The following is a 23,504-nucleotide window of genomic DNA, read 5'->3' on the forward strand; positions in this document are numbered from 1 at the left end:
CCAATCGTCTTGAGTATTACGGTCCGGCGGTGCCCGGTGAGGCGCGGCCGGGCCGTTTACTTGTCAATTGATCGAGGTCCGCCCGGCGCAGGCTGACCACGATCCACACGAAAACCGGCACGATAAACGTCGCCTCGATCGATCCAACGAAGATCTGCACGGCGAGTCGGACCACCTCTTTCCAGAACGGCGAGAGCTGGATGAACTCGAGTGGCTTCTCGCTGAAGATGTCGACCAGGCCGATCCAGATTCGCCAGAGAATAAAGACATTGATCAGCAGGAGGCCCATCGCAAGGGCCAGCGCCTTTCGACGCCCGGAAATCGGCGTGGCCAGAATCAGTGCGACCACCAAGGCCGTCGCCAAGTAATCCTGGCGGCTGTCGTAGCCGCGCCGCACCGCCATCGCGACTTTCGCGCTGCGGTCGTACATCGTCTGTTTGCTCGTCCAGCGCCGAGACGGATCTCTTTCATAGGCGACCGATCCGACCTTGCCGATTGTGCCGAGAAGACGGGCGCCAACGGCGTTGGTGGTGGCGACATAGGCGTCCGCGAGACCGGGCCACGGGAGGATCAGGAGCGCATAGATCAAGATGAAGAGGGCGAGGAAGCGAAGGATGGCGTTACGAGGCCGCATGGACGATTGGCGCGCGCCGCTTCAGGGCCCAGAGCGCCCAGAGAATCCAGAACAACAGGGCCGCGATGATGAAGATGGTCTGCCAGACATCGATGTGGAGCATTTCGAACACGCGGGGGGCATGGATGCCCGCCCAAAAAAGTGTCACGATGCGCACGATGTTGAGGGCAAGCAACGCCGCTGTTCCCGCGACTAGGCCCGGCAGCTTGAAGCGCCACGGGAGCGGCGAGGCCAGGACCGCGAAACAAAACAGCGCGATGGGCTGAAGGCCGTCGCAACCGACGGCGATTTTCATGACAAAGGCGCCGCCGGAGAGGACGCCGGCGGACGCCGTGGCGTCCGTGCCGAGGCCGCGAAGGACGAGCGCGCCGGCGAAGGCATTGGCGTTGAGGTAGGAGCGAAAGAGATCGGTGCGGGCGAGCTTCGTGTAGTAGAGAATGTTGAATGCCGCGGTCAAAAGAGCAAAGACAAGTACGAAGCGGAGGATGGGACGCTTGCCGGAGAACCAGGACGGCCGCGGGGCTTTTCCTTTGCGTGCGGCGATGGCTTCGCGTCGCTCGTCCCGGTCGCTGGGTCCATGGGGCGTCATGGCGCCGAACCCGAGGCCTTGCCGTCGACGGCGAGGATAGTGTCGAGTTGTGTGCGTAACAGTGCGTCGATGTTCTTCTTCGCGCCGACGATCACGGTCTCGATGCGGCCGTCGCGGCGGACGACGGCCAGCGTGGGAAAGCTGCGGACCTTGAACAGAGCCCCGATCTTGTTGTCCGGTTCGTAGACCAGTTCCAATTTGCTGCCGGTCGCTTCGATCGTCTTGACGGCCGCGTCTCTCTCGATCGGCTTGCGCATCGTCTGGATGAGGTTGACGAAGCGGACGCCTTTCTTTTCGTATTCCTCGCGGATCGACTCGACCAGGGGCAGTTGCCGCCGGCAGAAGCCGCAGTTGGCGGCGACGAAATTGAGAACGGTCGCCGGGGCGTCCTGGATCTCCTGGTCCCCGACGGGCTTGTCCTGAAGCGTCTTTGCAGAGAATGCTGGAATGGCGAGACCGATCATCCCCAGGGCGGGCCGTCGGAGAATTTCCTCAGGGGTGGGTCCGGACGTGGGAGTCGTAGTAACGAGCGTCGTCGGTTCGAGGAGGGCTTCGAGGCGGGCCTTGACGCTGGGGACGAAGTCAGGGGGATTGCCGGACTGCACGATTTCGATCTTGCCCGATTTGCCGATAACGACGAGCGTGGGGTAGAGGACCAGATGGTATTTTTCGGCGACGACGTTTCCGAGATCGATGGCCAGTTCGGCCCTGGCCTTCAGTCCCTGTAATGAATTGACCATCTGCTCCTGCGTAAAGGAAGCGGCGGGGCCCTGTTCGGCGACGTTGATAAAGCGGACGCCGCGAGGCTCGTACTGCTGGCGGAGTTGTTCGCACTTCTTGAGGACTTCCGTGTTGTCGAAATTGTGCGAGGTGAAGAAGTTCAGCGCGAGCACGCTGGATTGCGCGGACGACGCGGTGACGGACTTGCCTTCGATCGTGGTCAGTTCGAATGGGGGCGCGGGCTTTCCGATGAGTTTATCGATGGGAGTGGGCAGCCCGCCTTCGGCCAAGGGGGACGTCGGAACCGCCGGGCCGATGACGGCAACTTCGACAGTGGGCTGTTGGGAGTCGTCGGTATGGAGCGTGATGACTCTGGGCTTCGATCCGGGATCGTATCCCTTGGGCAATAACACGGTGATCTTATAGGAACGGCCCGGTTTGATGTCCGTGACGTCGACGACGATGGCGGGGTCATCGGTCCTGGCTTCGAGCACATGAACGGGCGTTTCGCCGTTGTTGGCGAACATGAGCACTCGGGCGGTTTCGGCGGCCGGATTGGGCGGGCCAATTTCGATCTTGTTGGGGATGATTTCGATGCGCGGAGAGAGATAGGCCATCGCCCGGATGGGGATGTTGGGTTGGAAATTAAGGTCCGTCGTGAGATTGATCGCCGCCTGGCGCCGGCCGGGATCGTAGGGCGGCTTAAGGCTCACCTTAAGTTGGTATTCTTCGCCATGCCGGGTCTCGGTGAGTTCAAACGCGAAGGCGTCGGAGTCGATTTTTTCCATCTCAATCTTGACCGGCTCGTCAAGGTGATTGGTGAGGGTGATGGTCATGTCGCGGGGTTGGCCGGCACTGATTTTTCCGAACCCGGCCATCGCGGGAGAAACTTCGATCGGGGGTTTGGCAATACCCCGGAGCGTGAGGGTGACCTTCGGCGTGATGGGGTCGTTTATTTCCAGCGTGGCGTGTTTTTCAAAAACGCCGTCGTTAAAGGGCGCCACTCCGAAAAGAACGAGCTCCGTCTGGCTGGTCGGCGGGATTCGGCGCGGCGACTTCGGGTCCATTTGGCAGCCGTCCGGGGACGAAAAGCCGGAGATTTCAAGGGGGATCGTTCCGAGGTTCTGGACGACGAAGGCCCCCTGGATCCGCGAACCGCACCAGGCTGCGCCGACTTCAGCGACCGACTGCTCGACTTTGATGATCGCCAGGGGGCGATTGGGGCGGGAGGTGGGTTGAAATGCAGAACCGGCATTCGAGACAACGCCGACCAGGACGAAGGCAAGACCAAGACACCAGCGGGAAGTCATTCGTCACCTTGCGAAAATGAATGCGAGACAGACAGGATCATTATAAAACCAAACGGTGTTAAAGCGAAGAAGCCCGCCGATGCGTCTCGGCGGGCTTCCCCAATTTGCTTCTGTGCTTGCTGGGCGTGAACTAGCCCTGGGGCAGGGCTTCCGCCAGGCCGGGGACTTCCGTCGAACCGTGCGGAGACTGGATGCTGGAGCCCTTGAAGTCGTCACCAATAGGCTCGTATCGACCGCCCAGGTGCTTGGCGAGGAAGGCCTCGGCGACGGCATAAAACGCCTGGCGATTCTCTGGCCGGGCAAAGCCGTGGCCTTCATCGGGGAACAAAACGTACGCCACAGGGATGTTCTTGTCCGACATGGCCTTCACGATCTGGTCGGCTTCGGCCTGTTTGACGCGCGGGTCATTGGCTCCCTGACCAATGAGCAGCGGCTTCTTGATCTTGTCCACGTGCGTGAGCGGCGAGCGCTCTTCGAGGAACTTCTTGCCCTCTTCCGTGCGATGGTCGCCGACGCGGGAAGTGAACATATCCAGCATGGGCTTCCAGTAGGGCGGGATGGAGTTGAGCAGGGTGATGATGTTCGACGGGCCGACGATGTCCACCCCGCACGCGAAGACGTCGGGCGTAAACGTGAGACCGACCAGCGTCGCGTAACCGCCGTAGCTGCCGCCCATGATGGCGACCTTCGCCGGATCGGCGATCTTCTCAGCGACGGCCCAGTTCACCGCGTCGATGAGGTCGTCGTGCATCTTGCCGGCCCATTCGTTATTTCCGGCGTTGGTATAGTTCTTGCCGAGACCGGTCGAGCCGCGGAAGTTCACACTGAGGACGGCGTAGCCGCGGTTGGTCAGCCACTGATGCGTGGGATTGAGGCCCCATTGATCGCGCGCCCACGGTCCGCCGTGGACATTCAGAACCAACGGCACCGGAGCGCTCGGTCGCCCCTTGCCGCCCTTGTCGGCCCAGACCGGCAGTGAGAGATAGCAGACGAGGTTGAGACCGTCGCGGGCCTTGATAATGACGGGGTGCATCTTCGCCAGGGGTAGCCCCTCGAGGCGGCGGCGATTGGTGAACAGGAAATTCGCCTTCTTTGCCGGCCGGTCATAGTGGTAGTAGCGGACCGGGCCGTCGTCCATGAGATAGGCCACAATCCAGGTCTTGTCGTCGAGCGACCGGCTGATGACATCGACGTCCCCAGCGGACACGCCGGAGAGGTACTGCATGTCGGACTTGATGCGGTTATCGAGGATGTTCCAGCGCGAGCGGTCATAGGTGATGCGGGCGGCCTCAACGGTCTTTTCCGTGGGGTGGGCCATGACGGTGTCGATGTCGGCGCGTTCGTCGGCGGCGAGGACCTTTTTCTCGCCGGTGTCGAGGTTCCAGGCCACGAGCGCTGCGGTGTCGCGGCCGCGGCTATCGTTGAGATAGAGGACCTTACCGGATTTGTCGAAACCATGGGGCTCGGTGGACAGGGCGTCTTCGGCCGGGACCTGAGTAAAGAGCGTCCAGCTTTCACCTTCGGGCTTGAAGTAGTCCATGCCACCGTCGGGCGTCATCTTCAAGGCCAGGCGGATGTTCAGATCGTCATCGGGGACGAATCCGACGTAGCCCTCTTCATTCTTCTGAACCAGCTTGCGCTCGCCGGTGGCGATGGTGACGCGATAGATGTCGTGCTGCTCTTTGTCGCGATCATTGATGGCGACGAGCAGTTCGCCGGGCAGGCGCTCGCTGGCGCCGTTGAGGCGGGCTTGTATGCCGGGTAGCGGCGTCAAGTCGCGGGTCTTGCCGGTCGCGAGATTCGAGGCATAGGCGTGCCAGTTCTCATCGCCACCTTCGTCCTGAACGTAAAGGATGTGTTCGTTGTCATAGGCCCATTGATAGTTGCGAATGCCGCGCTTGGTGTCCTGGGTGACGGGCTTGGCGGCGTCGAGCTGATTGAGCGGGGCGACCCAGACGTTCATGACGCCGTCAACCTCGGCGAGGTAGGCGAGATGGCGGCCGTCGGGGCTGATCTGGGGACTGGCCTTGTCGGGGTTTCCATAGAGGATGCCGCGGGCAACCAGTGGGGTGCTGGCCATGTCTTTGGGGACAGCGCTGCCGCCCCACTTCGAGCCGGATTCGCCGCAACCGGTCAGCAAGGCGAGCGGGCCCGTGAGCGCGGCCAGAGATAAGAGTGACAGTCTGAGGAGTCGTTGCATTCTCATGAAAGTTCCTTTCTAAAGTTCCGTGGGATGCGGTTTGCCGTGCCGAGTGAATTGCCGGGCCGCGGGGCGAATATTTCCGACATAAGGTAAACGAGGGCCGCTCGGGCCGCTTTCGCCTACATTCGATGATCAGCGGCGAGTGGGGCAGCCAAGTATGATGCGGCCCGATCCGGCGGTCAAGGAACGGCCCTGTAACGGGTATAATGTAGAGGGGCCGGAGCGGTTTCATGGCGACGCTGTATTGCCCGACCTGCGGCTACAACCTGACGGGGTTGCCGGAGAATCGCTGCCCGGAGTGCGGGAAGGGCTTTGATCCAGCGCGACTACCGCAAGTACATACCGGCGGATTCAGGCCGATCACCCTCTGGGGAGTAATACTGCACACTTTTTGGCCGCCCGTTGTTTTCTGGTCGGCGACAGCCGCCGCTGTACTTTCCGGCCGTGCGGGAGAGTCTCTTTTTGTTTTGTCCGGATTGTTTTTGATCATGTATAGCTTCGCGAACTCGCGTCGGCTCGCGGTGCGGGTTGCTGCAAGCAAGGCGGCATGCTCGGGCCGGACGCAGCCTATCGAAGCAGACCGCGCGTTTATGAGATTCGTGACCATGGGGTTGCTATTAAGCCACTACTTCATTGGGTTCGGCGGTTGCGCAGTAATTGATATGTTGCTTTGATGATTTACCGCATCGCGGCGTTCAATCACCGAAATATGGAAAGCAACAGCCGCAGTTGGCCCACTACTCATTTTGATTTGATTTTCTATTCCGTGGCAGTCGCGCGAAAAAACCTTTTGAAGTAATTCTTACGTATTCTCCCCGCAGGCCGGGCAGCGGGGGGCGCTGCGGTTGGGGAGGGGTGAATGGCAGTGCGGGCAGCGACCCGCAACTGAGCCGAATGAGCGGCGAAGAAAAACGAAGGCGACGAGGAGGATGAACGCCGACAGGGCAAGAAACCACTTCGACGGCATCGCGTCATTCCGTGGGCGCAAAAAAAATAAGCAAGAGCAGGGCTTTGTTTCCTTCGACCTCGGCCATTGCCGTTTGAGCGACCGATCATTATCAGCCGAGCACTGGTCCGTTGACCGGCGCTCGAGTGGCATAGATCAGCCGCTCAAACATTGACAGCCATTTCCCGCGTCCGGAAAGCGCCAACAGCCCCACACTTGCTTAACGGTGCCATTATACCCAAAGGCGGTTGTTAGCAACGAACAAATCACAAAAATTCGTCGGCGACGGCCGCGACAAGCGAGGTCGGATTGTTGATTTTCACTAACCACGGAATCCGTCCGGAGTTAGAGATTGCAATGCGGGCCGATCGCGCGGCACGCTGTTTTCCGCCGCGGCGCCGGATGCGTCAACGAGCGGGTGAGGACACACGCGGCCCCGGACTTACCGGCACAGCTACTCATCGGAACCCACGATGTCTGATGTGATCCGCGGCTCGAGTTCAAACGCGATTTCATACGGTTGTGCGCCGGCGGCCAGTTCAAAGCCCTTGGGGAAAACGAATTGGGCGGCGCGGCGGATTTTGGTGCGCGGTTTTTCCGTGTCCGCGGTAAGGACCTCGACGAAGGCGCGGATGTCCCGAGGATCGAGTTGGTCAATGGCGTCCTTGGGTCCGGTAACGTCGACATCCGGGCGGAAGTTTGTCTCGGGATCCACCACGACGACATAGTCCTTTTGTACCTGTTGCGGGATCGACCAGGTGATTTGGATGGGCCCTTTGCGCCGAGTGGCGGTCAGCGATTCGATCTGACCGGTGATGAGGACTTCTTCGGCGGGGAGGATCTTGATCCGGGAATCGGTGGGAAGTTCCTTGAGGGCTTCGCAGGTGAGCGGCGCCTTGATCTGGAAGCTGCCGTCGGGTTTGACGGCGGCGCGGATGCGCGATTCGGCGTCGGCCGTGGCGACGGGCCGCCGCCTCAGCTCTCCCGCGCGAAATCTCGGGAGGCGAACGGAAACTTCGGCGGGAGAAGGATCGGCCGTCACCTTCAGGTCGCCGTAAGTGGGCTCCACCTTGACGTTGGGAATGGTCTCGAATTCATCCACGAGGATGTCGACCGTGGCGGGCTCGACGCTTTTGATGACCCACGCCAGATCATCGAGGGGCTTGATCCGCTCCAGGAGGTCGCGTGAGGCGATGGGCCGCGGCTGGGTCCCTAGCGTCTCACTGCGATCGAGGACGGCATCGAAGACGGCGGTACTGTTCATCAGTTCGGCCGTCTCCTGCAGGAGGCGGCGGCGGCCGACGACCGTGACGGTGAGGGTGGTCTGATAGGGTGGTGCGGCAATGGAGGCGTAGCGTTCGGGGTCCTCGCTCACGACGCGGACGGCGATTTGAAACGCTTGCTCTTCGGAGACGTTGCGGTCGGCGGCAAACCAGATCAGGACGGTGATCACCGCGATCGCGGTAAAGGATTTGATGTGGTCCCACATGGGCAATTCCCTCGGCACTTATGCGGGCGGCGCGGCGGGCGGCTCGCTGGGGGCGCGACTGAGCCGATCGCGGAGGCGCTGTCGAAGCTGTTCCGGCGCCAGGGGGCGTTCCATTTTTCCATTTTCGACCAGGCTGATGACGCCGGTCTCCTCGCTGACGACGACGACGAGCGCGTCCGATTCCTGTGACAGCCCGATGGCGGCGCGGTGGCGCGAGCCCATCGACGGATCGAGGTCGTCGGAGTCGGTCAAGGGGAATTGTACCGCGGCTGCGGCGATCCGGCCCTGGGAGATAACCACGCCCATGTCGTGCAGGGCGGAGCCGGGCCAGAAGATTGTCTGGATAAGCTGCTTGGAGACTTCGGCATCCATCCGACAGGCGGTTTCCATGAGACCGCCGAATTCGGAGGCGCGTTCGAAGGCGATGATCGCGCCAATTTTGTTCTTGGAGAGATTGGCGGCGGCGTCGACGACTTCATCGATGACGCGATCGAATTCGTGCGACGACGGACCGAACCAGGTGGTCGCACCGAGGCGAATGAGGGCGCGGCGCAGCTCGGGTTGAAAGGCGACCAGCGCAATGAGGAAGAGGGCCTGCACAAAGATCGGCCCGAGAACCTTGATGCGCTGAAGATCGAAGACGTTGGCGATGAAGGAGACCAGCAACATGCTCGCGACCAGGAGAAGAATAAAGCCGCGCAGCAGCCTCGCCCCGCGGGTGCCGCGCAGGAAACGCATGATGGCATAGACGCCCAGTCCGATGACGAGCAGCTCGACGAGGTCGGTCCACTCGCGCCGGCTGATGATTCCCCTGAGCAGGTCCCACATTTCCATAGATGACGCCGATTCGCGGGGCTGTTTCCGGGCGCTTCGGGCCCGAGGTGTTCGCTGCGGGGTTAGGATACAGGTCCAACGCGGGCCGAGCCAGCACAATTGCCGGGCCGATCCGCCCCAGTATGCTGTGACGATGGCGATCGACCAACCGACGACGAGGGGCCATCGAGTTTACCTCACGCGCAGCGTGCCTGAGGCGGGGATCGCGCTGCTCGCGTCGGCGGGCCTGACCATTCGAATGAACCCGTTGCCACGCGCGCTGACGCCCGATGAGCTCTGCCGAGAGGTCGGCCGGTATGACGCGGTCATGTGCCAGGCGACCGACCGAATCGATGAGTCGGTCCTGGAAGCGTCGCGGCCGCGGTGCCGCATCTTTGCCAATTGTGCGGTGGGGTACGACAACATCGACCTGGCGGCGGCGGGGCGGCTGGGGATCGTCGTGACGAATACGCCGGACGTCTTGACCGAGGCGACGGCGGACTTGACGTGGGCACTGATGCTGGCGGCGGCGCGGCGCGTGGGGGAGGCGGAGCGGCTGGTGCGTGCGGGGGTGTGGCGGGGCTGGAACATGCTCGATTTCCTGGGGGCCGACGTGTATGGCAAGACGCTGGGGATTGTCGGGGCGGGGCGGATCGGGACGGCGGTGGCGCGGCGGGCGCGAGGGTTCGACATGAAGCTGCTGTATTTCGCGAGGAGCGACAAGCCGGCGATGGCGGCGCTGGGGGCGGAGCGGCGGACGCTGGCCGAGGTGATGGAGGAGAGCGATTTTGTGAGCGTGCACTTGTCGCTGACGCGCGATACGCGGCGGCTGATCGATGATCGGGCGATTCGGCGGATGAAGAAGGACGCGATCTTCATCAATACATCGCGCGGGGCGATCGTGGACCAGGGCGCGCTGGCGACGGCCCTGGCGCAGGGTCGAATCGCGGCGGCGGGGCTGGATGTGTACCTGAATGAGCCGATGATTCCGGCGGAATTGATGGCGCTGGAGAACGTCGTGCTCCTGCCGCACATCGGCTCGGCGACGGTCTCGACGCGGAATCGGATGGCGCAGACGGCGGCGGCGAACGTGGTGTCGGTGTTGCGGGGGGAGGGGCCGCTGAATCCGGTGGGGATTTAAGTGGACAGGATCTCGGAATTCGGAATAAGCACCGAAAGCCCCCGGTCATTGACCGGGGGCTAAAGCGGTTCACTAAGACCTAATCGTCGTCATCGTCGTCGTCGCGTTCGATCTCGATTTCCTTGCCATCGCTCCGCTTGATCTCGATTTCGTCGTCGTCGTACTCGACCTTTGTCCAATAGGGCTTGACCCGGTAGTACCGGTACGTCGTCGTCGCCCATTGCTCGTCGGCCATGTTCGGCCAGCGGTCCGCTGTGAAACTGACCTGCTCGGTCAACAGGTCCTTGTCCGCATCCAGAATCAAGTACGAGTTGTCGCTCGTCTCGATGAACGCCGGCCAGGGAATCGAATAGTAGCGACCGTTCGAATCGATCACGGCGTACAGGATGCGGCCGGTGTCGGGGTCGATCGAGATATCGGTGACTCTGCCGAGGTCTTCATTCTGCCGATTGCGGACGGTACGGCCGACGAGCTGCGTCGTTCTGTACGCAGTCCGGGGGGGCGAATACCAGCGCTCGCGATAGATTTTCACATCGCCGTCCGTTGTTCGCTCGGATACGAGACGAGTCGTGCGCCTGTCGGTCTCCCAATAAGTCGGCACGTTGTAATACCGGTAGGTTGTCGTGACGTACTTTTCGTCGGTGAGATTGGGCCATTCAGTGCGTACGAAACTGGGCGCGTTCCTGAGCCGGTCGCGCTCTACCTTCAGGACGACCGTGGAGTTGTCGGCGGGCATTTCCAGCGAATCCCAGGGAATCGGGTAAAGTTTCTCGCCGACGCCGACGGTCGGATGGAATGATACGACGCCGTAGAGAATACGACCCGAACGCGGATCAACGACGACGTCCTCGACCTTGCCGATGTCCTCATGGGTGGTCGTGACCACCTTGCGGCCGACCACGCTCGATGTCTTTTCCCAGCGCGTGGCCATCCCGAAATCGTCGCCCGAGCGATACACTGTCACCTTCGTCACCGTCTCTTGGCCGACGACGGAGGCGGTTAAGGAGAATGTCCCGGCGATGGCTACGACCCATTTGATGTCTTGTGAAGTCCTTTTGAACATGATCAATCTCCGTTGTTGTCGCGATCTGATTTCGGAAAAGGAAACCTGTCTGATGCGCGCCAATCTAAGGAAGTATTTCCCCAGGAGCTTAATGGGGGGTGAAATGGGCGTGACAATCGCGTCATAGGGATAAATTGCACGGGCGATCGGCGGGTGGCGCATGCGGAAGCGGCGAAAGAAATCGGCTGGTTCTGTCGACGATGAGCAGGCGCCGAGCGCAGCGGAGCTGAAGATCCTCCGCGTGATTCGGCGGATACCGCCGGGATTTGTGTCTACCTACGGAAAGGTGGCGGAGGCGGCGGGGCTGCCGCGGCGGGCGCGACTCGTTGGGCGGGTGCTCCGCGCGTCACCGCTCGCCGATGGCGTGCCGTGGCATCGCGTGGTGAATGCGGCGGGGCGGATCAGTTTGCGCGGCGGGGAGGGGCCGCGTTTGCAGGCCCGGCGGTTGGCGGCAGAGGGCGTGAGCGTTGATTCGCGAGGTCGAATCAGGCTCGCGGAACATATCTGGGAATTCAAGAACCTCGGCCTTTGAATTCCGGATTCGCCTTGAAAATGACCTTGGTTGTCGTTGACTCGGACTCCTGCAATTTAGTAACATAAAGGGACTTGCAGGAGCGGAATTCTGGAGCGTCCCCCTTCTCTCACGCAGACTGTTCTTCGTTCTGCTTCTAGTTTATTGAGGAGAATTAACGTGCATCCGTCGAATCGTCTCATCGCGCGGTCTATTGTTCTCACGTCACTCATGCTTTCAAGCGTCATCGTCGCGGACCGGGATGTCCAGGCGGGGCCGCCCTGCATACCAGACCCGGCGGGCCGGGTCTGCGAGCCCGACATCTGCGATGACGCCGGCAGCCCATGCCTGCCTCACTGCATACACCATAATCCCTTCACGGGCGAAGATACCATCCTGGATTGCGTCTGTGCGGGCCAAAATCTTTGTCACGCCGAGCCGGCTCCAGGCGGTACGGTCGCTTGTATTGTTCCGGAGGATGGCACGGGAACGGTCCATCTTCCGCCGCAGGGCTGCGCTTACATCAGCCCGACCGGCCAGCCCATGCAAATCATCAACGGTCTAGAGCCGGACATGATCAATTGCGCCCCGACTCTCTCCAATTTCTCGTGCGCCGCCAGCACTGTTTGTTCCTTCCCTGTTCCCATCGGTCCGATTTGCTATGCACCGGGAGGCTCTCTGGGCGGCGAAAAATCCTGCGCCGATTCGGTACTGAACTGGGTCATGCAGGGTACCGGTGGCCTCGGCGGATTCAACCGCAATATCAATCTGCCCGTCGAACTGGAGATTCACGCCGCACCGCGGATGATCGGTCAGCCGAATCAATCTTTCGACACGGACATGTTTCGATTGTTCGGCCAGATCATCGGCGATCCCGACTTCGACCTGCTCCGCATCGTGGCGGGTACCGATTTCGGTTTGCCCAGCCCCGGCCATACAACGTTGACACAGCTCCCGGGCGGTCAATGGGCTGTCGACAGCTTCTTCGACATCACTTACCGCATCGACTTTGTCGGCGCGCCGGGCGGCCCGCTGGCCGGCAAGTCCGGGTCCACCACCGGGACGATTCGCATCATGACGGGCGGCGGGCCTTCCTGTCAGGGCGACTGCCCGCCGGGGTTCGAGTGCCGTCGCGACACGATCGTCTACGCTAATGGCACATTCGATGTCTGCTGCGAATGCGTGCCGATCCCCTGCGAGCCGCTGCCGGATGGCTCCGCCTGCAAACAGTCGTTCTGCGGCCCATTCCAGGGATGCTCTCCGCGTTGCATACGGGTCAATCCTTCGTCGGGCCAGTTCCTCGTTACGGAGTGTGAATGTCGCCCGAGCGAGGCGTGTCACGCGGAGGTGGTCGCCCCGTTTGTGAATCCGTGCGTCGTTCCCGAGGATGGCACGGGGACGGTCCATCTTCCGCCGGACGGCTGCCAGTACAAGAGCCCCACCGGCCAGCCCATGCAGATCCTCGACGGCGTCGAGCCGGATTCGATCGACTGCGCGCCGACGCTTCACAACTTTTCTTGCGCCGCCAACAGCGTATGTTCCTTCCCGGTTCCCATCGGTCCGATCTGCTATGCACCGGGGGGCTCGCTCGGCGGTGAGAAATCCTGCGCCAATTCAACCTTGAACCTGATCATGCAGGGCACCGGCGGCCTCGCCGGCTTCAACCGCAACATTAACATACCCGTTGGATTGGAGATTCACGCCGCGCCGAGAACGCCCTTCGATCCGGTTCAGTCCTTCGACACGGACATGTTCCGGTGGTTTGGACAGATCATCGGGGATCCCGACTTCGACCTTCTCCGCATCGTAGGGGGCAGCGATTTCGGGCTGCCCAGCCCGGGCCACACCACGCTGACGCAGCTTCCCGGCGGTCAATGGGCCGTCGACAGCTTCTTCGACATCACCTATCGAATCGACTTCGTCGGCAACCCCGGAGGCCCTCTCGCCGGCAAGTCCGGGTCCACGACCGGCACGATCCGCATTGCCACGGGCAGCGATGTCGAGTGCATCAGCGCTTGTCCTGAGGGTTATGTCTGCCACAAGGAGCGGGTCGTCAACCAAGACGGTAGCATCACCGTCTGCTGCGACTGCATCCCTGATTGTCGTTGCCTCGGCGACATGAACAGCGACAACCGGGTCAACGGACAGGACATCCAGAAGTTCACCGATTGTGTCGTCAACTACTTCGGCGGTCCCGTTACGCCCGACTGCGTCTGCGCGGACATGGATGCCGACGGGCAGCTGAGCACCGACATAGACGTCGATCTGTTTGTGGTGGAGCTGCTTTCGAAACCGAGCTTGTGTCCGCCGTGATTGGCGGATCGTAAAATCCTGCACGGTCCCAGCGGTTTGACGGCTTTCCAGCAGCCTATGTCACGAGCGACGGGCGTATGGCGGGTTGCTGCGCCCCATCCCACCGGCACTTAGCGGTCGATTTACCGGATCGATCGGTCGCCTTATCATAGGTAAGTCATGCTCCGTTTCAGGGTCTTTGTCGATGGCGCGCCGGCGAAAGGTCTGGACCTTCAGGGGGCCCATCTTCTCGGGAGCGATCGCACGCCGATCCGGGCGGATTTGAAGTTCACCGGGGGGCAGTTGGTGTGCGAGCCGAAGACGCGGGGGGCGGCGGCACTGGCGATCTTATGGCCGGTCAAGGGCCTGGGACGGGTGATGCTGGAGACGCCGCGGCTCCTGGAGCGCAAGGAGCCATATCACCTGCACGTCGAGCTGGCGCGCGGTCAGCTGATGCGGATCAGCCAGAAGCGCGAGGACTGGGGGCTCTACGATTTTAACGAGGGGCAGGCGCTGTATGACGAGGTGGATGCGGCGCGTGATCAGCTCGTGGCGGCGATGACGGCGGCCGACGACGCGAGTGCCGCGCGGCAGGCGGACGAGGCCCTGGCGGCAGGGGTGAAGGTCGGCGAATCCATCGGGGCGTTTCATGCGGACGTTTTCCTCAAGCGGCGGCGCGCGGCGGGCCAGCTCTCGCGACGCCCGATGGGCATCCGGCTGGAGGCGGCGCAGTGTTTTCCGTCGGGGGGGCAGAGCGGGACGGTTCCTCCGGCCTACGGGCCGAAACTGGTGGAGGCGTTCGATTTCATCAGCGTGCCGTTTCGGTGGGGTTCGTGCGAGCCGCGCGAAGGCAAGCACGCGATGGGGGCGATGGAGGCGTGGCTGCGCTGGGCGCGGGAAAAGCGGCTGCACGTCTGGGGATCGTCTCTGGTTTCATTTTCGCTGGGCGATCTGCCGGATTGGGTTCGCGTCGGCCCCAAAGAGTTCGAGAAGCTGCGCGACATGGTCATGCGCCACGTTCGACATACGGTCAAGACGTTCGGTCCGTACGTGCAGGCGTGGGAAGTGGCGACGGGGATTCACGCGCACAATCCGTTCAAGCTGACGTTTGAACAGCTCATGGAGTTGACGCGGCTGTCGGCGACGATGGCGCGGCAGGCGTCGCCGCGGAGTTCGATCCTGCTGGGGATTCAACTGCCGTGGGGCGAGTATTACGCGGAAGATGCACAGACGGCGCTGCCGTTGTTGTACGCAGAGATCGCCGTGCAGAGCGGCATTCACTTCGACGCGTTCGGCCTGGAGCTGCTCTTCAGCGGCGACGGGGCGGGCAATTGGGTGCGAGATTTCATGCAGATTTCATCGCTGATCGACCGGTTCGGAAACCTCGGCAAGCCGCTGCACATCACCGCCACGGCGGCGCCATCATCCGCCGGCGCGGCGCAAAGCGGAGAGTGGCGCGGGCCCTGGTCGGAAGCGGTGCAGGCCGAATGGGCGCGCGAGCTGTATCGCATCGCCTTTTCGAAGCCGTTTGTGGAGACGGTGACGTGGGCGTCCCCGGCGGATCGCGCGCCGGACTCGCCGGGCTGCGGCTTGTTCAAGGCGGACGGATCGCCGAAGCTGGTATTCGATGAGCTTATGTTTCTGAGGGGGTCCGTTTTGGGAATTCGGGCGCGCGAGGCCGCCCCTGCGGAATAGCCGGTGGGTCTGACGCGGCTGCCGAAGCACTCCGACCGGGTTTGGTGGAGTCCTTCATTTCGATCTATAATAGCGAAATGGAACAGGACTTGGCGCGGATCTTGATCCCGCGAGAACGGATTGAGCGCCGCGTGGCCGAACTGGCGCAGGGCATCGCCCGGACCTATGGCGAGGAGAGCGAGGGCCTGATCATCGTTCCGATCCTGGCCGGCTCCATCATCTTCCTCGCGGACCTGATGCGGCGGCTTCCGTTCAAGATGCGGATCGGTCTGATGACGCTGAGCAGCTATCGCGGCGCCACGACGACGACCGCCGGGACGCAACTCGTGCAGGACCTCAGCGAGGACATCGCCGGTCGGCATGTACTCATTGTGGACGATATTCTGGATAGCGGCGGGACGCTGCGTTCCGTCCGCGATCAACTGGGGCCAAGGAAGCCGGCGAGCCTGAGGATTTGCGTACTGCTGCGGAAGACGGGAAAGGCCCCGAAAGACCTGGTGCCGGACTTCGTTGGGTTCGACATCGACGATGTCTTCGTGGTGGGGTATGGACTGGACTATGACGGGCACTACCGGAACTGGCCGGACATTGGCGTCTTGCGACCGGAGCTTTACGCGTGAGCATTGTGCTGGAAGACCCGCCGAAAAAGCGGCCGAGCCTGGTGGCCAATGCGCAGGGGGACGCGTTGGGTCTGGCCGTGGAACAGGCGGTGCCGGCGCATCTTCTCGACGGGGACGAGATCGTGCATTTTGCGATCAAGCCGTCGCCGTGGTTCGTGGTGTTCATGTCGCTGCGGTGGGTGGCGACGGGGTTCCTGCTGGCGCTCCTGGCGGCCAGCGGGGCGCTGCCGATTCAGTCGACCTATCGATGGTATCTGTACCAGCTTGGCTTTGGGATCGCGGGTCTGCGGTTGGCGTGGGCGCTGCTCGAGTGGGTGTCGCGGCTCTACATCCTGACGAACCGGCGGGTGATGCGGATTCGGGGGATCGTCAATGTCGAGGTGTTCGAGTGTTCGCTGGAGCGGATTCAGCATACGGAGTTGACGCTTTCATTTCTGGAGCGTCTGACGCGGATTGGGACGATCCTGTTTCAGACGGCGGGCGGCGCGCCGGGCGCGCGGGGCGGGGCGGCGTGGCGGATGGTGTCGCGGCCGCTGGAGGTGCATGAGAAGCTGCGCGAGGCGATTCATCGGGCTCGAAATCGAGGCAATCATGGACTCTGATGTGAAGCATGGAATTCGACGGGCCGTATGCGTCCTGGCGTTGGCGCTGTGGGGCGCGATTCCCCTGCGCGGCCAGGAGCCGCGGCCGCTGCCGCTGCCGCCGGATCAACTGAAGCAGGCCAACGAAGTCATGGAGGCCGCGAAAAAAATCGGCCCGTGGGAAAGCCAGTCGCAGGTGCTCGAAGACGCGACGGACCAGATTTTCAGCCAGCACAATTGGAATTCCGAGCCGGATCAGTTCGCGCGGCAGCTCATGCGCGACGTCGGCCGGATCGCGCCGTGGAATCCGCACCAGCGGCAGGAGGTCTTCCTCAACGCGGTGCAGGAGCGGCTCATGCTGACGCACGATCAGCGGACGCAGCTCGACAGCGCCTTTCGCCAGGAGACGATGACGTTCGCGATGCGGCATTTCAAGGACATCGTGCCGATCGTTCTGGAAGTGGCCAAGACGCGGGCGAACAACGAGCCATTCACGCCGGAGCAGGTGCAGGAATGGTCCAATCGGATGCGCCCCATGATGGACGAGGGGATGCAGGTGATCCAGCGCGTCGCGTCGCGGCTGGACAAATCGATGACCGCGGAACAGCGGGAGCTGCTCCAGGCGGACCTGCGGGCGTTTGTTCACCGACATGACGACATGAAGAAGATGGTGGAGAAGTGGCAGGCGGGGAACTGGTCGCCGGCCGACTGGGGCTTGCAGAACGATCCGGTTCATGCCGGCTCGATGGCCGAGCACCGAGCGCGCGAGGCGGAGAAGAACGCGCTGGTCGAAGCGGCGCGCTCGGGCCAGAAGCCGGACGAGGCAACGGCCGCGGTCGACGAATCGGCGTGGGACAAGTATGTGAAGTGGTTCTGCCATGCCTACGAGTGCGAGGAGCGGCAGCGGGTTCAGGCGGAGGCGATCCTCAAGAAGTCGAAGAAGGAGGCGATCACGTACCGCGAGCACAAGAAGGAGGCGATTGCGCAGTGGGAGGGGCGGATCGTGGGCGAGAAGGATGGGGCCAAGCTCGTGGCGGCGCAGGCGGAGTTGCAACGGCTGCTGGCGCCGATCTCCCAGACCTTTGACAGGATGAAGCGGCAGCTCGCGAGCCTGCTGACGGTCTCGCAGCGCCAGAAGTTCGGCGATCCGCTGGCGGTGGAGCAGACCGCGAAGCGGGCCTCCTAAAACAGAACCGGGTCTTACGTCGGAGATTCTTCGGGCGCGGAGTCGTCGAAGCGCGGAATTCGCGCGTCTTGACCCTGCGGGCGAGTGGACGATGACGAGGTCGAGTTGGCGGCGGAGGTCCTCAAGGAGTTTTTTGGCCAGGGACGACATCGGGGCCTCCATTTTTTTGACGGAAAATAGTGGAAAAAAACGGAACACGGGGAGTGGATGGACTGGATTTAGAGGATGAACAAGATTGCACCACAGAGACACCGAGACGATCGTGGTTTCGGTTACAAGCCATGATCGACACCGCCCTCGCCCCTTTCTTTTGCCCCTGACCACTACACTTGCTCAGCGCACCCTGAGAACAGGCTTGAGACTTGGGGCTTGAGGCTTGAGGAAGAGCCAGGAGCGGGGAATCGGCGACCCTTAGTGCTGGCGGGGCAAGGGGTTAGGGAAAAACAAAAGAATTATGCAAACCGGCCGTTGCGCGGGCGGGGGTGGGGGGACTATGTAAAAGGCTTGAGGCTTGAGGCTTGAGGCTTGGGGCTTGGGGCTTGAGGCTTGAGACCGGGATATGAGCGGCGAGTGGTCGGCGCCAACGCCGGCTTTTTGGAGGATGTGCCATGAGACGAACGGATCATATTGGATGCGGCGAAGACGTCTCAGCGCGGGCGATGGACAGGGCGATGCGGGCGTTTTGGCGCGGGTCGGCGCGACCGATCGATCGGTTGGCGGGGGCGAGCGAGAGAGACGGGCGTACGTTTGGTGAAATACTGCTTTTGCTGTTGAGTTCCGGCTTCGCACGTCGCGGCGAAGCAGCAAGACCGGCCAAAGACGAATAGGTGACTCTTCCGAGTTTCGAAGGAGATAGTTCAATGAACACTGCCGCAAAGTTCAGTGGAATCGCAAGGGTCGCGGTGGGTGCGATTTTCCTTTCGTGCGCCGCGGTCGGTGCGGTGGACGACCCCCCAGCGAAGGTAGCGTCAGACCCAGCGAACAAGAAAGTGCGCCAAGCCGACCTCATCGGAAAAGTGGCTCCTGCGCTGTCGATTGAAAAATTCCTTCAGGCTTCCGATGGCGCTGCCCCGTCCTGGTCTTCGCTCAAAGGAAAATGCGTCGTACTGGAGTTCTGGGCAACTTGGTGCGCGCCCTGCGTGGCGTCGATTCCGCACCTGAACGATCTTCGCAATCACTTCAAAGATCGTCCAATCGAATTCATAGCCGTGACCGAACAATCGGAAGAGAAGATCGTTCCTTTCCTGAAGCGCCGTCCTATTGAGGGCTGGATCGGCTTGGATACGAATGGTTCCCTGTTCCGCGATTACGCCGTTCGAGGAATTCCCCTGACCGTATTGGTTGATGGCAAAGGCGTCACGATAGCCATGGCAGATCCAGACGCCGTGACAGTAAGGGTCCTTGAATCGCTGCTCGCCGGCCAACCGCTCAATCTGCCAGCGTTTCGTGAGGTTGAAGACGATCGGATCGATTCGAACGAAAAAGAAGCACTGGACGCCCTCTTTCAGATTCTCATTCGCCCATCGAAAGTGAAAATGGGGAGTGGCGGTCACGGCGGCGGGAGATTCTCCATGACGGGGTGTAAACCGGGCTTCCTGTTTTCCAATATCTACGATTTCCCCAGATTCCAAATAGATGTGAAGGCCGATCTGCCGAAGGGCACCTTTGACGTCATCGCATCGGCGCCAAATGATCAGGAGGAGCAACTCTATCAATTACTTCGCCGAGCAGTGGAATTGACCTTTCGGATCAAGACGCGTCGTGAAACTCGCGAAACAGACGTTTACGTATTGGAAAAAATAAAGGACAGTCCAGCGAAACTCGCGTCGAGCATCATGGGCGAGGGTGGAACGTCTACAAAATTCTCGCCAAAACGCATTGAGCTGATCAATGAACCCCTCGCGACGCTGACGCGAGGGCTGGGTTCGCAGATTAAGAAACCTGTCATCGACGAAACGGGCCTTGAGGGCCGGTACGATATCCGTCTGGAAGGGAAACTCAATGAGCCGGACTCGCTTATTCGGGCTATCCGCGAGTCCCTCGGACTCGAACTGCGTCCTGCCAAACGGCCGGTTGAGTTCTTGGTGATCGAAAACGATTCGGTGAGCAAAGATCAATAGTCACGAAAAGCATGGATCATCCTGGATGCAGCGAAGACGTCTCGGTAGACGGGGCGCTAACGGCGTTTTGGCGCGGGTCGGCGCGACCGATCGATCGGTTGGCGGGAGTGAGCGAGGGAAACGGGCGTACGGTTGGCGAATTGCTGCTTTCGCTGTTGAGTTCCGCCTCCCCGCCGCCACATCGGCGCAGGGAGGATGGCAGCGTGTGACGGGAGATGGAAATTATTTGGGAGATTGAAATGATCAAGTCGTTCACAATTCGAGTTTCTGGCCTGCTGTTGCTTAACATCATGTTCTTGAGTGGCGGATGTTCAACAACGACAGTCGATACCAACTTGCAATCAGTGACTCAAGTGGGGAAAAAGCCCTTTAGCATAGGAGAAGACACGATTATCTGGGCAACCGCTGATCGCATCTGCTCCGCTGGCGGCTGTACCTGGAGGTTGAACGAAACTGCCCCTTCGGTGGATGCGCCGAGCTTTCCAGAGTACCAATGCGTGAGTGAAGCGCTCACGAGCAGAATGAGTAACGCGTTAATTGAGTTATCGAGCCTCAACCTAAAGCTCTCTGCCGAGGCCAAACTTGAGCCATCGCTCGTCTGCTCGCAGCTTAAGGGGCTGGGCCATCGTGGGGTACTCCTAGTAACGAATGTCGCGAGTTACGAAGCGTTTACGATTGGCTACAGCCGCGGCCACCTGAGTATCCGAATTGAGGCGTGGGACATCTCCAGCCAAAAACCTACCGTCTCGCAAGAGGAGAGTGCCCGTAGGACGACTCCTATTCTCTGGGTCATGAACTATCACGACCTAAACGGCAGACTCAATCGGGCCGGCCGAGAAGCGATGACAAGTTTGCTCGAACATCTCATCGCTTCTCTATCGCATCGATTGGAAAGCGGAGCTGTGCCTTGCGTCACGATGAACGAAAATAACAACCAGATTTCAAAAGCTATAAGTAATGAGCGGTCTATATTGACAGGGCAGACGGCTCCTCTTGCAGGTGATTCGGGACAGTCCTCGATGAACTGACGAGATTAGCTCACGCAATCAACGGAGGTCTTCGTTATGCATCCGAACTATTTCCATAAGACCATTGTGGGCGCCTTTGTTGTTGCAAGCTCCGCTGCAATCCTGTTTTTGTCAGGGCCGTCGCCGCGGGCGTCCGCCTACAACCCATCGACGAAACCGCGGTCGAGCGATCTCATGGGCAATCTGGAGTTGCCGTATGACGGCCTAGGCGTCGTGTGGATTCGCTCCGATGGCCTGATCATCATCGAAGTGGGGGACAACAAGACCGTTGGCTTCAGGAGCAAACTCGCCGGATTTTCTCTGGCGGAGAGGGACGATCGGGTCACGTTCAGCCAGGAGGCCAAAACGGGCACCGTTGTCCACCGGTTCCCAGTCGAACCGGTCGCGCACGCCGAGCAGTTCGCCGCCGTGTTTCACATCGTGGGCTATCTGGACCTGGAGTACGACGAACAGGCAGCGCTGATGAGAATTGATGTACACGGCGCGAAGCAATCATTCAAGGCGGAATTCGGTTTTAAGGACGCCGTTGTTGTGGCTTCTCCGCGTTCGGATCAAGAGACCGCGCGCGATCCGGCCGGAGAGCCATCGGGTCGGCCAGCACAAGTGGTATTGCGCCAATGCTCATGCAGTGATCCATCCGGCAGCCGTAGCCGCGCGTCGAAATCGTGCCCCGTGGGTTACGAGTGCATGTGCATGTGTTCGTGTTCAAAGAAGTCCGGCTACTCATTATGTAGTCGCTGCGCCTGGGTTGCAGCATCCGAGGTAGTGGTCGTGCCTGAAGATGTCCCGAATGCGGCACGCTGATTCCAGAGGAGCAAAAAAAGGTCCTCGTGTTGGAAGCGGCGGCGGGTGAGGCGGAGGGAAGGCGGTGAGGCGGTGGCGCTCGGGGACATGGTGAATAGAAGAGTAATCCTCCGCCCTCTTCGGGGCGGGGTGTTTTTTTGTGAACTCCCGTTCCACGGTCTTACGACCGTGGCTACGTTCCATCGCCCCGATGGGGCGGATCGGAAAGGCCGCAACCCCGTTGGGGTAGGGGGAGATTTTTTTTGCGCGGACCCAGGGTAGGTCGCCGAGGCGACCGACCCTGGGCTAGAGGGCGGAACGCCGTTGGCGTAGGGAAGAGGGAGGGACCGAAGGGACGGAAAGGACAAAAGAGACCGGAGGGACAGGCGGGAAGTCGATGAGCGGGGGCGGGTGCGGCCCGGGGGGAGGCGGTGAGCCGGGAACGTGTGGGGACATGATGAATAGAAGAAAGATCCTCCGCCCGCTTTGGGGCGGGGAAAGGGCACGAGCGAGATCGAGAAAGGTTAGAAGGGTAGAAGGTGCGAAGGTGGGAAAGGGCATTCAATTTGAATGGTTGCGCCGTAGTCGAGGATCGCGCGGCATTTGGGCCAGGCGCGGCGGCGTAAGGGACGGAAGGGACCACAGGGACCGAAGGGACGGAAAAGATGCGAGAAGGGATTCTCGCACCAGCGAATTGTCACGCAAGTGAGAAGGGTAGAAGGTGCGAAGGTGGGATAGGGCCGCGGAATTTGAGATTAGAAATCTCAGAGGGGCGGCGGGTGGAACCCGCCCTACGCTGGCTCGGCGGGAGCCTCGCCCAACCTACACCGGCTATTAGCCGGTGCCACACCATCAGAATTAATCACTGCCAATTCGTGCGGCGTGGGGCGGTGGGAGAGGCCTTCGGGGGCGCGGCGCGTGAGGGCGCGGAGTTGAGCGAGGGCGGGGTCGCGCTTGAGGATCTCGCGGGCGCGCTTTACGAAGCGCTCCTCGCAGCGCTGGACGTGGCTGGGCGGGCAATTCAAGGAGCGGGCGAGTTCGCGGATGGGGGTCTTTTCGTCGGGCTCGGGGATGGTCCAACGGTTTTTTGCGCAGCGGGCGACGACTTCGCGACCGATGGGGGTGAGGCGCGGGGCGTGGGCGAGGCGCTGTTCGGCGCGGGCGGCGGCGCGATCGATGCGGTCGCGGATGCGCTCGCCGAGGGTGGGCGTCTCGTCAGCGCTCGGGTTGACGGGACCGGCGGGATGGGAGAAGGGGCGGGCGGCGACGTGGTGGCGGGCGGAGAGGCGGACGATGCGGGGCGGGGCGCTGGGGTTGTGGCGGGATTTTTCGTCGCGGAAGCGGCGTCGCCGGCGGCGCTGGGTGCTGTAGGGGACGCGGATGGCGCAATGGGTTTCGTGGACGAAGCGGCTGACGGCGAAGTGGATGCGGGCCATAGCGTAGGGGGCGAAGGCGCCGTGGCGCGTCGGGTCATGGGAGCGGACGGCGTCGATGAGGGCGAGGCTGCCTTCCTGGACGAGTTCGGCGTAGCGACCAGTGCGGCGGAGGCGGGCGACCCATTCGTCGAGACGATTGAGCGTGTGGTGGATGAGGGGGAGATGGGATTCGACGAGTCGGCGCTGTCGGGCGGAGAGGGCGTCGAGGGGAATGGCGGCGCGGGTCGACATGGGTCCTCCTTCAGAAACCTATCCCTTGGGAAATCCGCAGCGGCTAAGCCGGCGCCACAGAGCTAGTGGATCGCCCGGTTGGCACGGGCCAGAGGCCCATGCTCGCCCAACAA

The 23,504-nt window shown here is 61.6% G+C and carries 20 protein-coding genes; 12 read left to right on the forward strand and 8 right to left on the reverse strand.

The window, feature by feature from the left end; all coding sequences use genetic code 11:
• Positions 1-16: 16 nt before the first annotated feature.
• The 4 genes from VJZ71_10260 to VJZ71_10275 form a co-directional block, all read right to left on the reverse strand.
• A complete protein-coding gene (locus VJZ71_10260) occupies positions 17-634 on the reverse strand; it encodes a hypothetical protein (GenBank protein ID HKQ48441.1) in 618 nt (205 codons plus the stop codon).
• Positions 621-1,223 carry a hypothetical protein gene (locus VJZ71_10265; GenBank protein ID HKQ48442.1) on the reverse strand — a complete coding sequence of 201 codons (603 nt, stop codon included), beginning with the start codon at positions 1,221-1,223 and terminating at the stop codon, positions 621-623. The genes VJZ71_10260 and VJZ71_10265 overlap by 14 nt, the downstream gene beginning before the upstream one ends.
• A complete protein-coding gene (locus VJZ71_10270) occupies positions 1,220-3,253 on the reverse strand; it encodes a redoxin domain-containing protein (GenBank protein ID HKQ48443.1) in 2,034 nt (677 codons plus the stop codon). Before VJZ71_10270 ends, VJZ71_10265 begins: the two co-directional genes overlap by 4 nt.
• A 130-nt stretch (positions 3,254-3,383) precedes the next feature.
• Complete coding sequence (locus tag VJZ71_10275) at positions 3,384-5,453, reverse strand: S9 family peptidase (GenBank protein ID HKQ48444.1); 2,070 nt, start codon at positions 5,451-5,453, stop codon at positions 3,384-3,386.
• Between the two features lie 233 nt (positions 5,454-5,686).
• Here VJZ71_10275 and VJZ71_10280 point away from each other — a divergent pair, with 233 nt between their 5' ends.
• Positions 5,687-6,130: a hypothetical protein gene (locus VJZ71_10280; protein ID HKQ48445.1), complete on the forward strand. Its 444-nt coding sequence runs from the start codon at positions 5,687-5,689 to the stop codon at positions 6,128-6,130.
• A gap of 726 nt (positions 6,131-6,856) precedes the next feature.
• On the opposite strand, the gene VJZ71_10285 is transcribed toward VJZ71_10280, so the two are convergent.
• Together VJZ71_10285 and cdaA are read right to left on the reverse strand one after the other, a co-directional pair.
• Positions 6,857-7,891, reverse strand: coding sequence for a hypothetical protein (locus tag VJZ71_10285; protein HKQ48446.1), 1,035 nt, complete (start codon positions 7,889-7,891; stop codon positions 6,857-6,859).
• Positions 7,892-7,909: 18 nt separating this feature from the next.
• Positions 7,910-8,725 carry a diadenylate cyclase CdaA gene (gene cdaA, locus VJZ71_10290; GenBank protein ID HKQ48447.1) on the reverse strand — a complete coding sequence of 272 codons (816 nt, stop codon included), beginning with the start codon at positions 8,723-8,725 and terminating at the stop codon, positions 7,910-7,912.
• Positions 8,726-8,858: 133 nt separating this feature from the next.
• Here cdaA and VJZ71_10295 point away from each other — a divergent pair, with 133 nt between their 5' ends.
• A complete protein-coding gene (locus VJZ71_10295) occupies positions 8,859-9,845 on the forward strand; it encodes a D-glycerate dehydrogenase (protein HKQ48448.1) in 987 nt (328 codons plus the stop codon).
• A 79-nt stretch (positions 9,846-9,924) separates the two neighbouring features.
• Here VJZ71_10295 and VJZ71_10300 read toward each other — a convergent pair whose 3' ends face one another.
• Positions 9,925-10,908: a PRC-barrel domain-containing protein gene (locus tag VJZ71_10300; protein ID HKQ48449.1), complete on the reverse strand. Its 984-nt coding sequence runs from the start codon at positions 10,906-10,908 to the stop codon at positions 9,925-9,927.
• Between the two features lie 160 nt (positions 10,909-11,068).
• On the opposite strand from VJZ71_10300, the gene VJZ71_10305 reads away from it, so the two are divergent.
• The 10 genes from VJZ71_10305 (at position 11,069) to VJZ71_10350 (ending at position 21,745) form a co-directional block, all read left to right on the forward strand.
• A complete protein-coding gene (locus VJZ71_10305) occupies positions 11,069-11,440 on the forward strand; it encodes an MGMT family protein (protein ID HKQ48450.1) in 372 nt (123 codons plus the stop codon).
• 159 nt (positions 11,441-11,599) lie between these two features.
• Positions 11,600-13,732: a hypothetical protein gene (locus VJZ71_10310; GenBank protein HKQ48451.1), complete on the forward strand. Its 2,133-nt coding sequence runs from the start codon at positions 11,600-11,602 to the stop codon at positions 13,730-13,732.
• Positions 13,733-13,891: 159 nt separating this feature from the next.
• A complete protein-coding gene (locus VJZ71_10315; protein HKQ48452.1) occupies positions 13,892-15,406 on the forward strand; it encodes an endo-1,4-beta-xylanase in 1,515 nt (504 codons plus the stop codon).
• A 77-nt stretch (positions 15,407-15,483) separates the two neighbouring features.
• A complete protein-coding gene (gene hpt / locus VJZ71_10320) occupies positions 15,484-16,026 on the forward strand; it encodes a hypoxanthine phosphoribosyltransferase (protein HKQ48453.1) in 543 nt (180 codons plus the stop codon).
• Complete coding sequence (locus tag VJZ71_10325) at positions 16,023-16,628, forward strand: PH domain-containing protein (GenBank protein HKQ48454.1); 606 nt, start codon at positions 16,023-16,025, stop codon at positions 16,626-16,628. The genes hpt and VJZ71_10325 overlap by 4 nt, the downstream gene beginning before the upstream one ends.
• Complete coding sequence (locus VJZ71_10330; protein HKQ48455.1) at positions 16,618-17,793, forward strand: hypothetical protein; 1,176 nt, start codon at positions 16,618-16,620, stop codon at positions 17,791-17,793. The genes VJZ71_10325 and VJZ71_10330 overlap by 11 nt, the downstream gene beginning before the upstream one ends.
• Positions 17,794-18,401: 608 nt before the next feature.
• Entirely contained in the window at positions 18,402-18,620 is a 219-nt protein-coding gene (locus VJZ71_10335; GenBank protein HKQ48456.1) for a hypothetical protein, read from the forward strand.
• A gap of 33 nt (positions 18,621-18,653) precedes the next feature.
• A complete protein-coding gene (locus tag VJZ71_10340) occupies positions 18,654-19,913 on the forward strand; it encodes a TIGR03435 family protein (GenBank protein HKQ48457.1) in 1,260 nt (419 codons plus the stop codon).
• 239 nt (positions 19,914-20,152) lie between these two features.
• Entirely contained in the window at positions 20,153-20,941 is a 789-nt protein-coding gene (locus tag VJZ71_10345) for a hypothetical protein (protein ID HKQ48458.1), read from the forward strand.
• A gap of 36 nt (positions 20,942-20,977) precedes the next feature.
• Positions 20,978-21,745, forward strand: coding sequence for a hypothetical protein (locus tag VJZ71_10350; GenBank protein ID HKQ48459.1), 768 nt, complete (start codon positions 20,978-20,980; stop codon positions 21,743-21,745).
• A gap of 770 nt (positions 21,746-22,515) precedes the next feature.
• Here VJZ71_10350 and VJZ71_10355 read toward each other — a convergent pair.
• Entirely contained in the window at positions 22,516-23,391 is an 876-nt protein-coding gene (locus VJZ71_10355) for a sigma-70 family RNA polymerase sigma factor (GenBank protein ID HKQ48460.1), read from the reverse strand.
• Between the last annotated feature and the right edge of the window lie 113 nt (positions 23,392-23,504).

The organism is Phycisphaerae bacterium (genome assembly GCA_035275405.1).
Taxonomy (GTDB): Bacteria; Planctomycetota; Phycisphaerae; order UBA1845; family UTPLA1; genus DATEMU01.

Excerpts from the sequence above, each read along its gene's own strand:
- VJZ71_10295 (HKQ48448.1), top strand. The coding sequence starts at position 8,859 with ATGGCGATCGACCAACCGACGACGAGGGGCCATCGAGTTTACCTCACG.
- VJZ71_10270 (HKQ48443.1), bottom strand. The coding sequence starts at position 3,253 with ATGACTTCCCGCTGGTGTCTTGGTCTTGCCTTCGTCCTGGTCGGCGTT.
- VJZ71_10350 (HKQ48459.1), top strand. The coding sequence starts at position 20,978 with ATGCATCCGAACTATTTCCATAAGACCATTGTGGGCGCCTTTGTTGTT.
- VJZ71_10340 (HKQ48457.1), top strand. The coding sequence starts at position 18,654 with ATGAACACTGCCGCAAAGTTCAGTGGAATCGCAAGGGTCGCGGTGGGT.
- VJZ71_10330 (HKQ48455.1), top strand. The coding sequence starts at position 16,618 with ATGGACTCTGATGTGAAGCATGGAATTCGACGGGCCGTATGCGTCCTG.
- VJZ71_10260 (HKQ48441.1), bottom strand. The coding sequence starts at position 634 with ATGCGGCCTCGTAACGCCATCCTTCGCTTCCTCGCCCTCTTCATCTTG.
- VJZ71_10345 (HKQ48458.1), top strand. The coding sequence starts at position 20,153 with ATGATCAAGTCGTTCACAATTCGAGTTTCTGGCCTGCTGTTGCTTAAC.
- VJZ71_10300 (HKQ48449.1), bottom strand. The coding sequence starts at position 10,908 with ATGTTCAAAAGGACTTCACAAGACATCAAATGGGTCGTAGCCATCGCC.
- VJZ71_10280 (HKQ48445.1), top strand. The coding sequence starts at position 5,687 with ATGGCGACGCTGTATTGCCCGACCTGCGGCTACAACCTGACGGGGTTG.
- VJZ71_10355 (HKQ48460.1), bottom strand. The coding sequence starts at position 23,391 with ATGTCGACCCGCGCCGCCATTCCCCTCGACGCCCTCTCCGCCCGACAG.
- VJZ71_10265 (HKQ48442.1), bottom strand. The coding sequence starts at position 1,223 with ATGACGCCCCATGGACCCAGCGACCGGGACGAGCGACGCGAAGCCATC.
- VJZ71_10315 (HKQ48452.1), top strand. The coding sequence starts at position 13,892 with ATGCTCCGTTTCAGGGTCTTTGTCGATGGCGCGCCGGCGAAAGGTCTG.
- VJZ71_10305 (HKQ48450.1), top strand. The coding sequence starts at position 11,069 with ATGCGGAAGCGGCGAAAGAAATCGGCTGGTTCTGTCGACGATGAGCAG.
- VJZ71_10275 (HKQ48444.1), bottom strand. The coding sequence starts at position 5,453 with ATGCAACGACTCCTCAGACTGTCACTCTTATCTCTGGCCGCGCTCACG.
- VJZ71_10335 (HKQ48456.1), top strand. The coding sequence starts at position 18,402 with ATGAGACGAACGGATCATATTGGATGCGGCGAAGACGTCTCAGCGCGG.
- VJZ71_10285 (HKQ48446.1), bottom strand. The coding sequence starts at position 7,891 with ATGTGGGACCACATCAAATCCTTTACCGCGATCGCGGTGATCACCGTC.
- hpt (HKQ48453.1), top strand. The coding sequence starts at position 15,484 with ATGGAACAGGACTTGGCGCGGATCTTGATCCCGCGAGAACGGATTGAG.
- cdaA (HKQ48447.1), bottom strand. The coding sequence starts at position 8,725 with ATGGAAATGTGGGACCTGCTCAGGGGAATCATCAGCCGGCGCGAGTGG.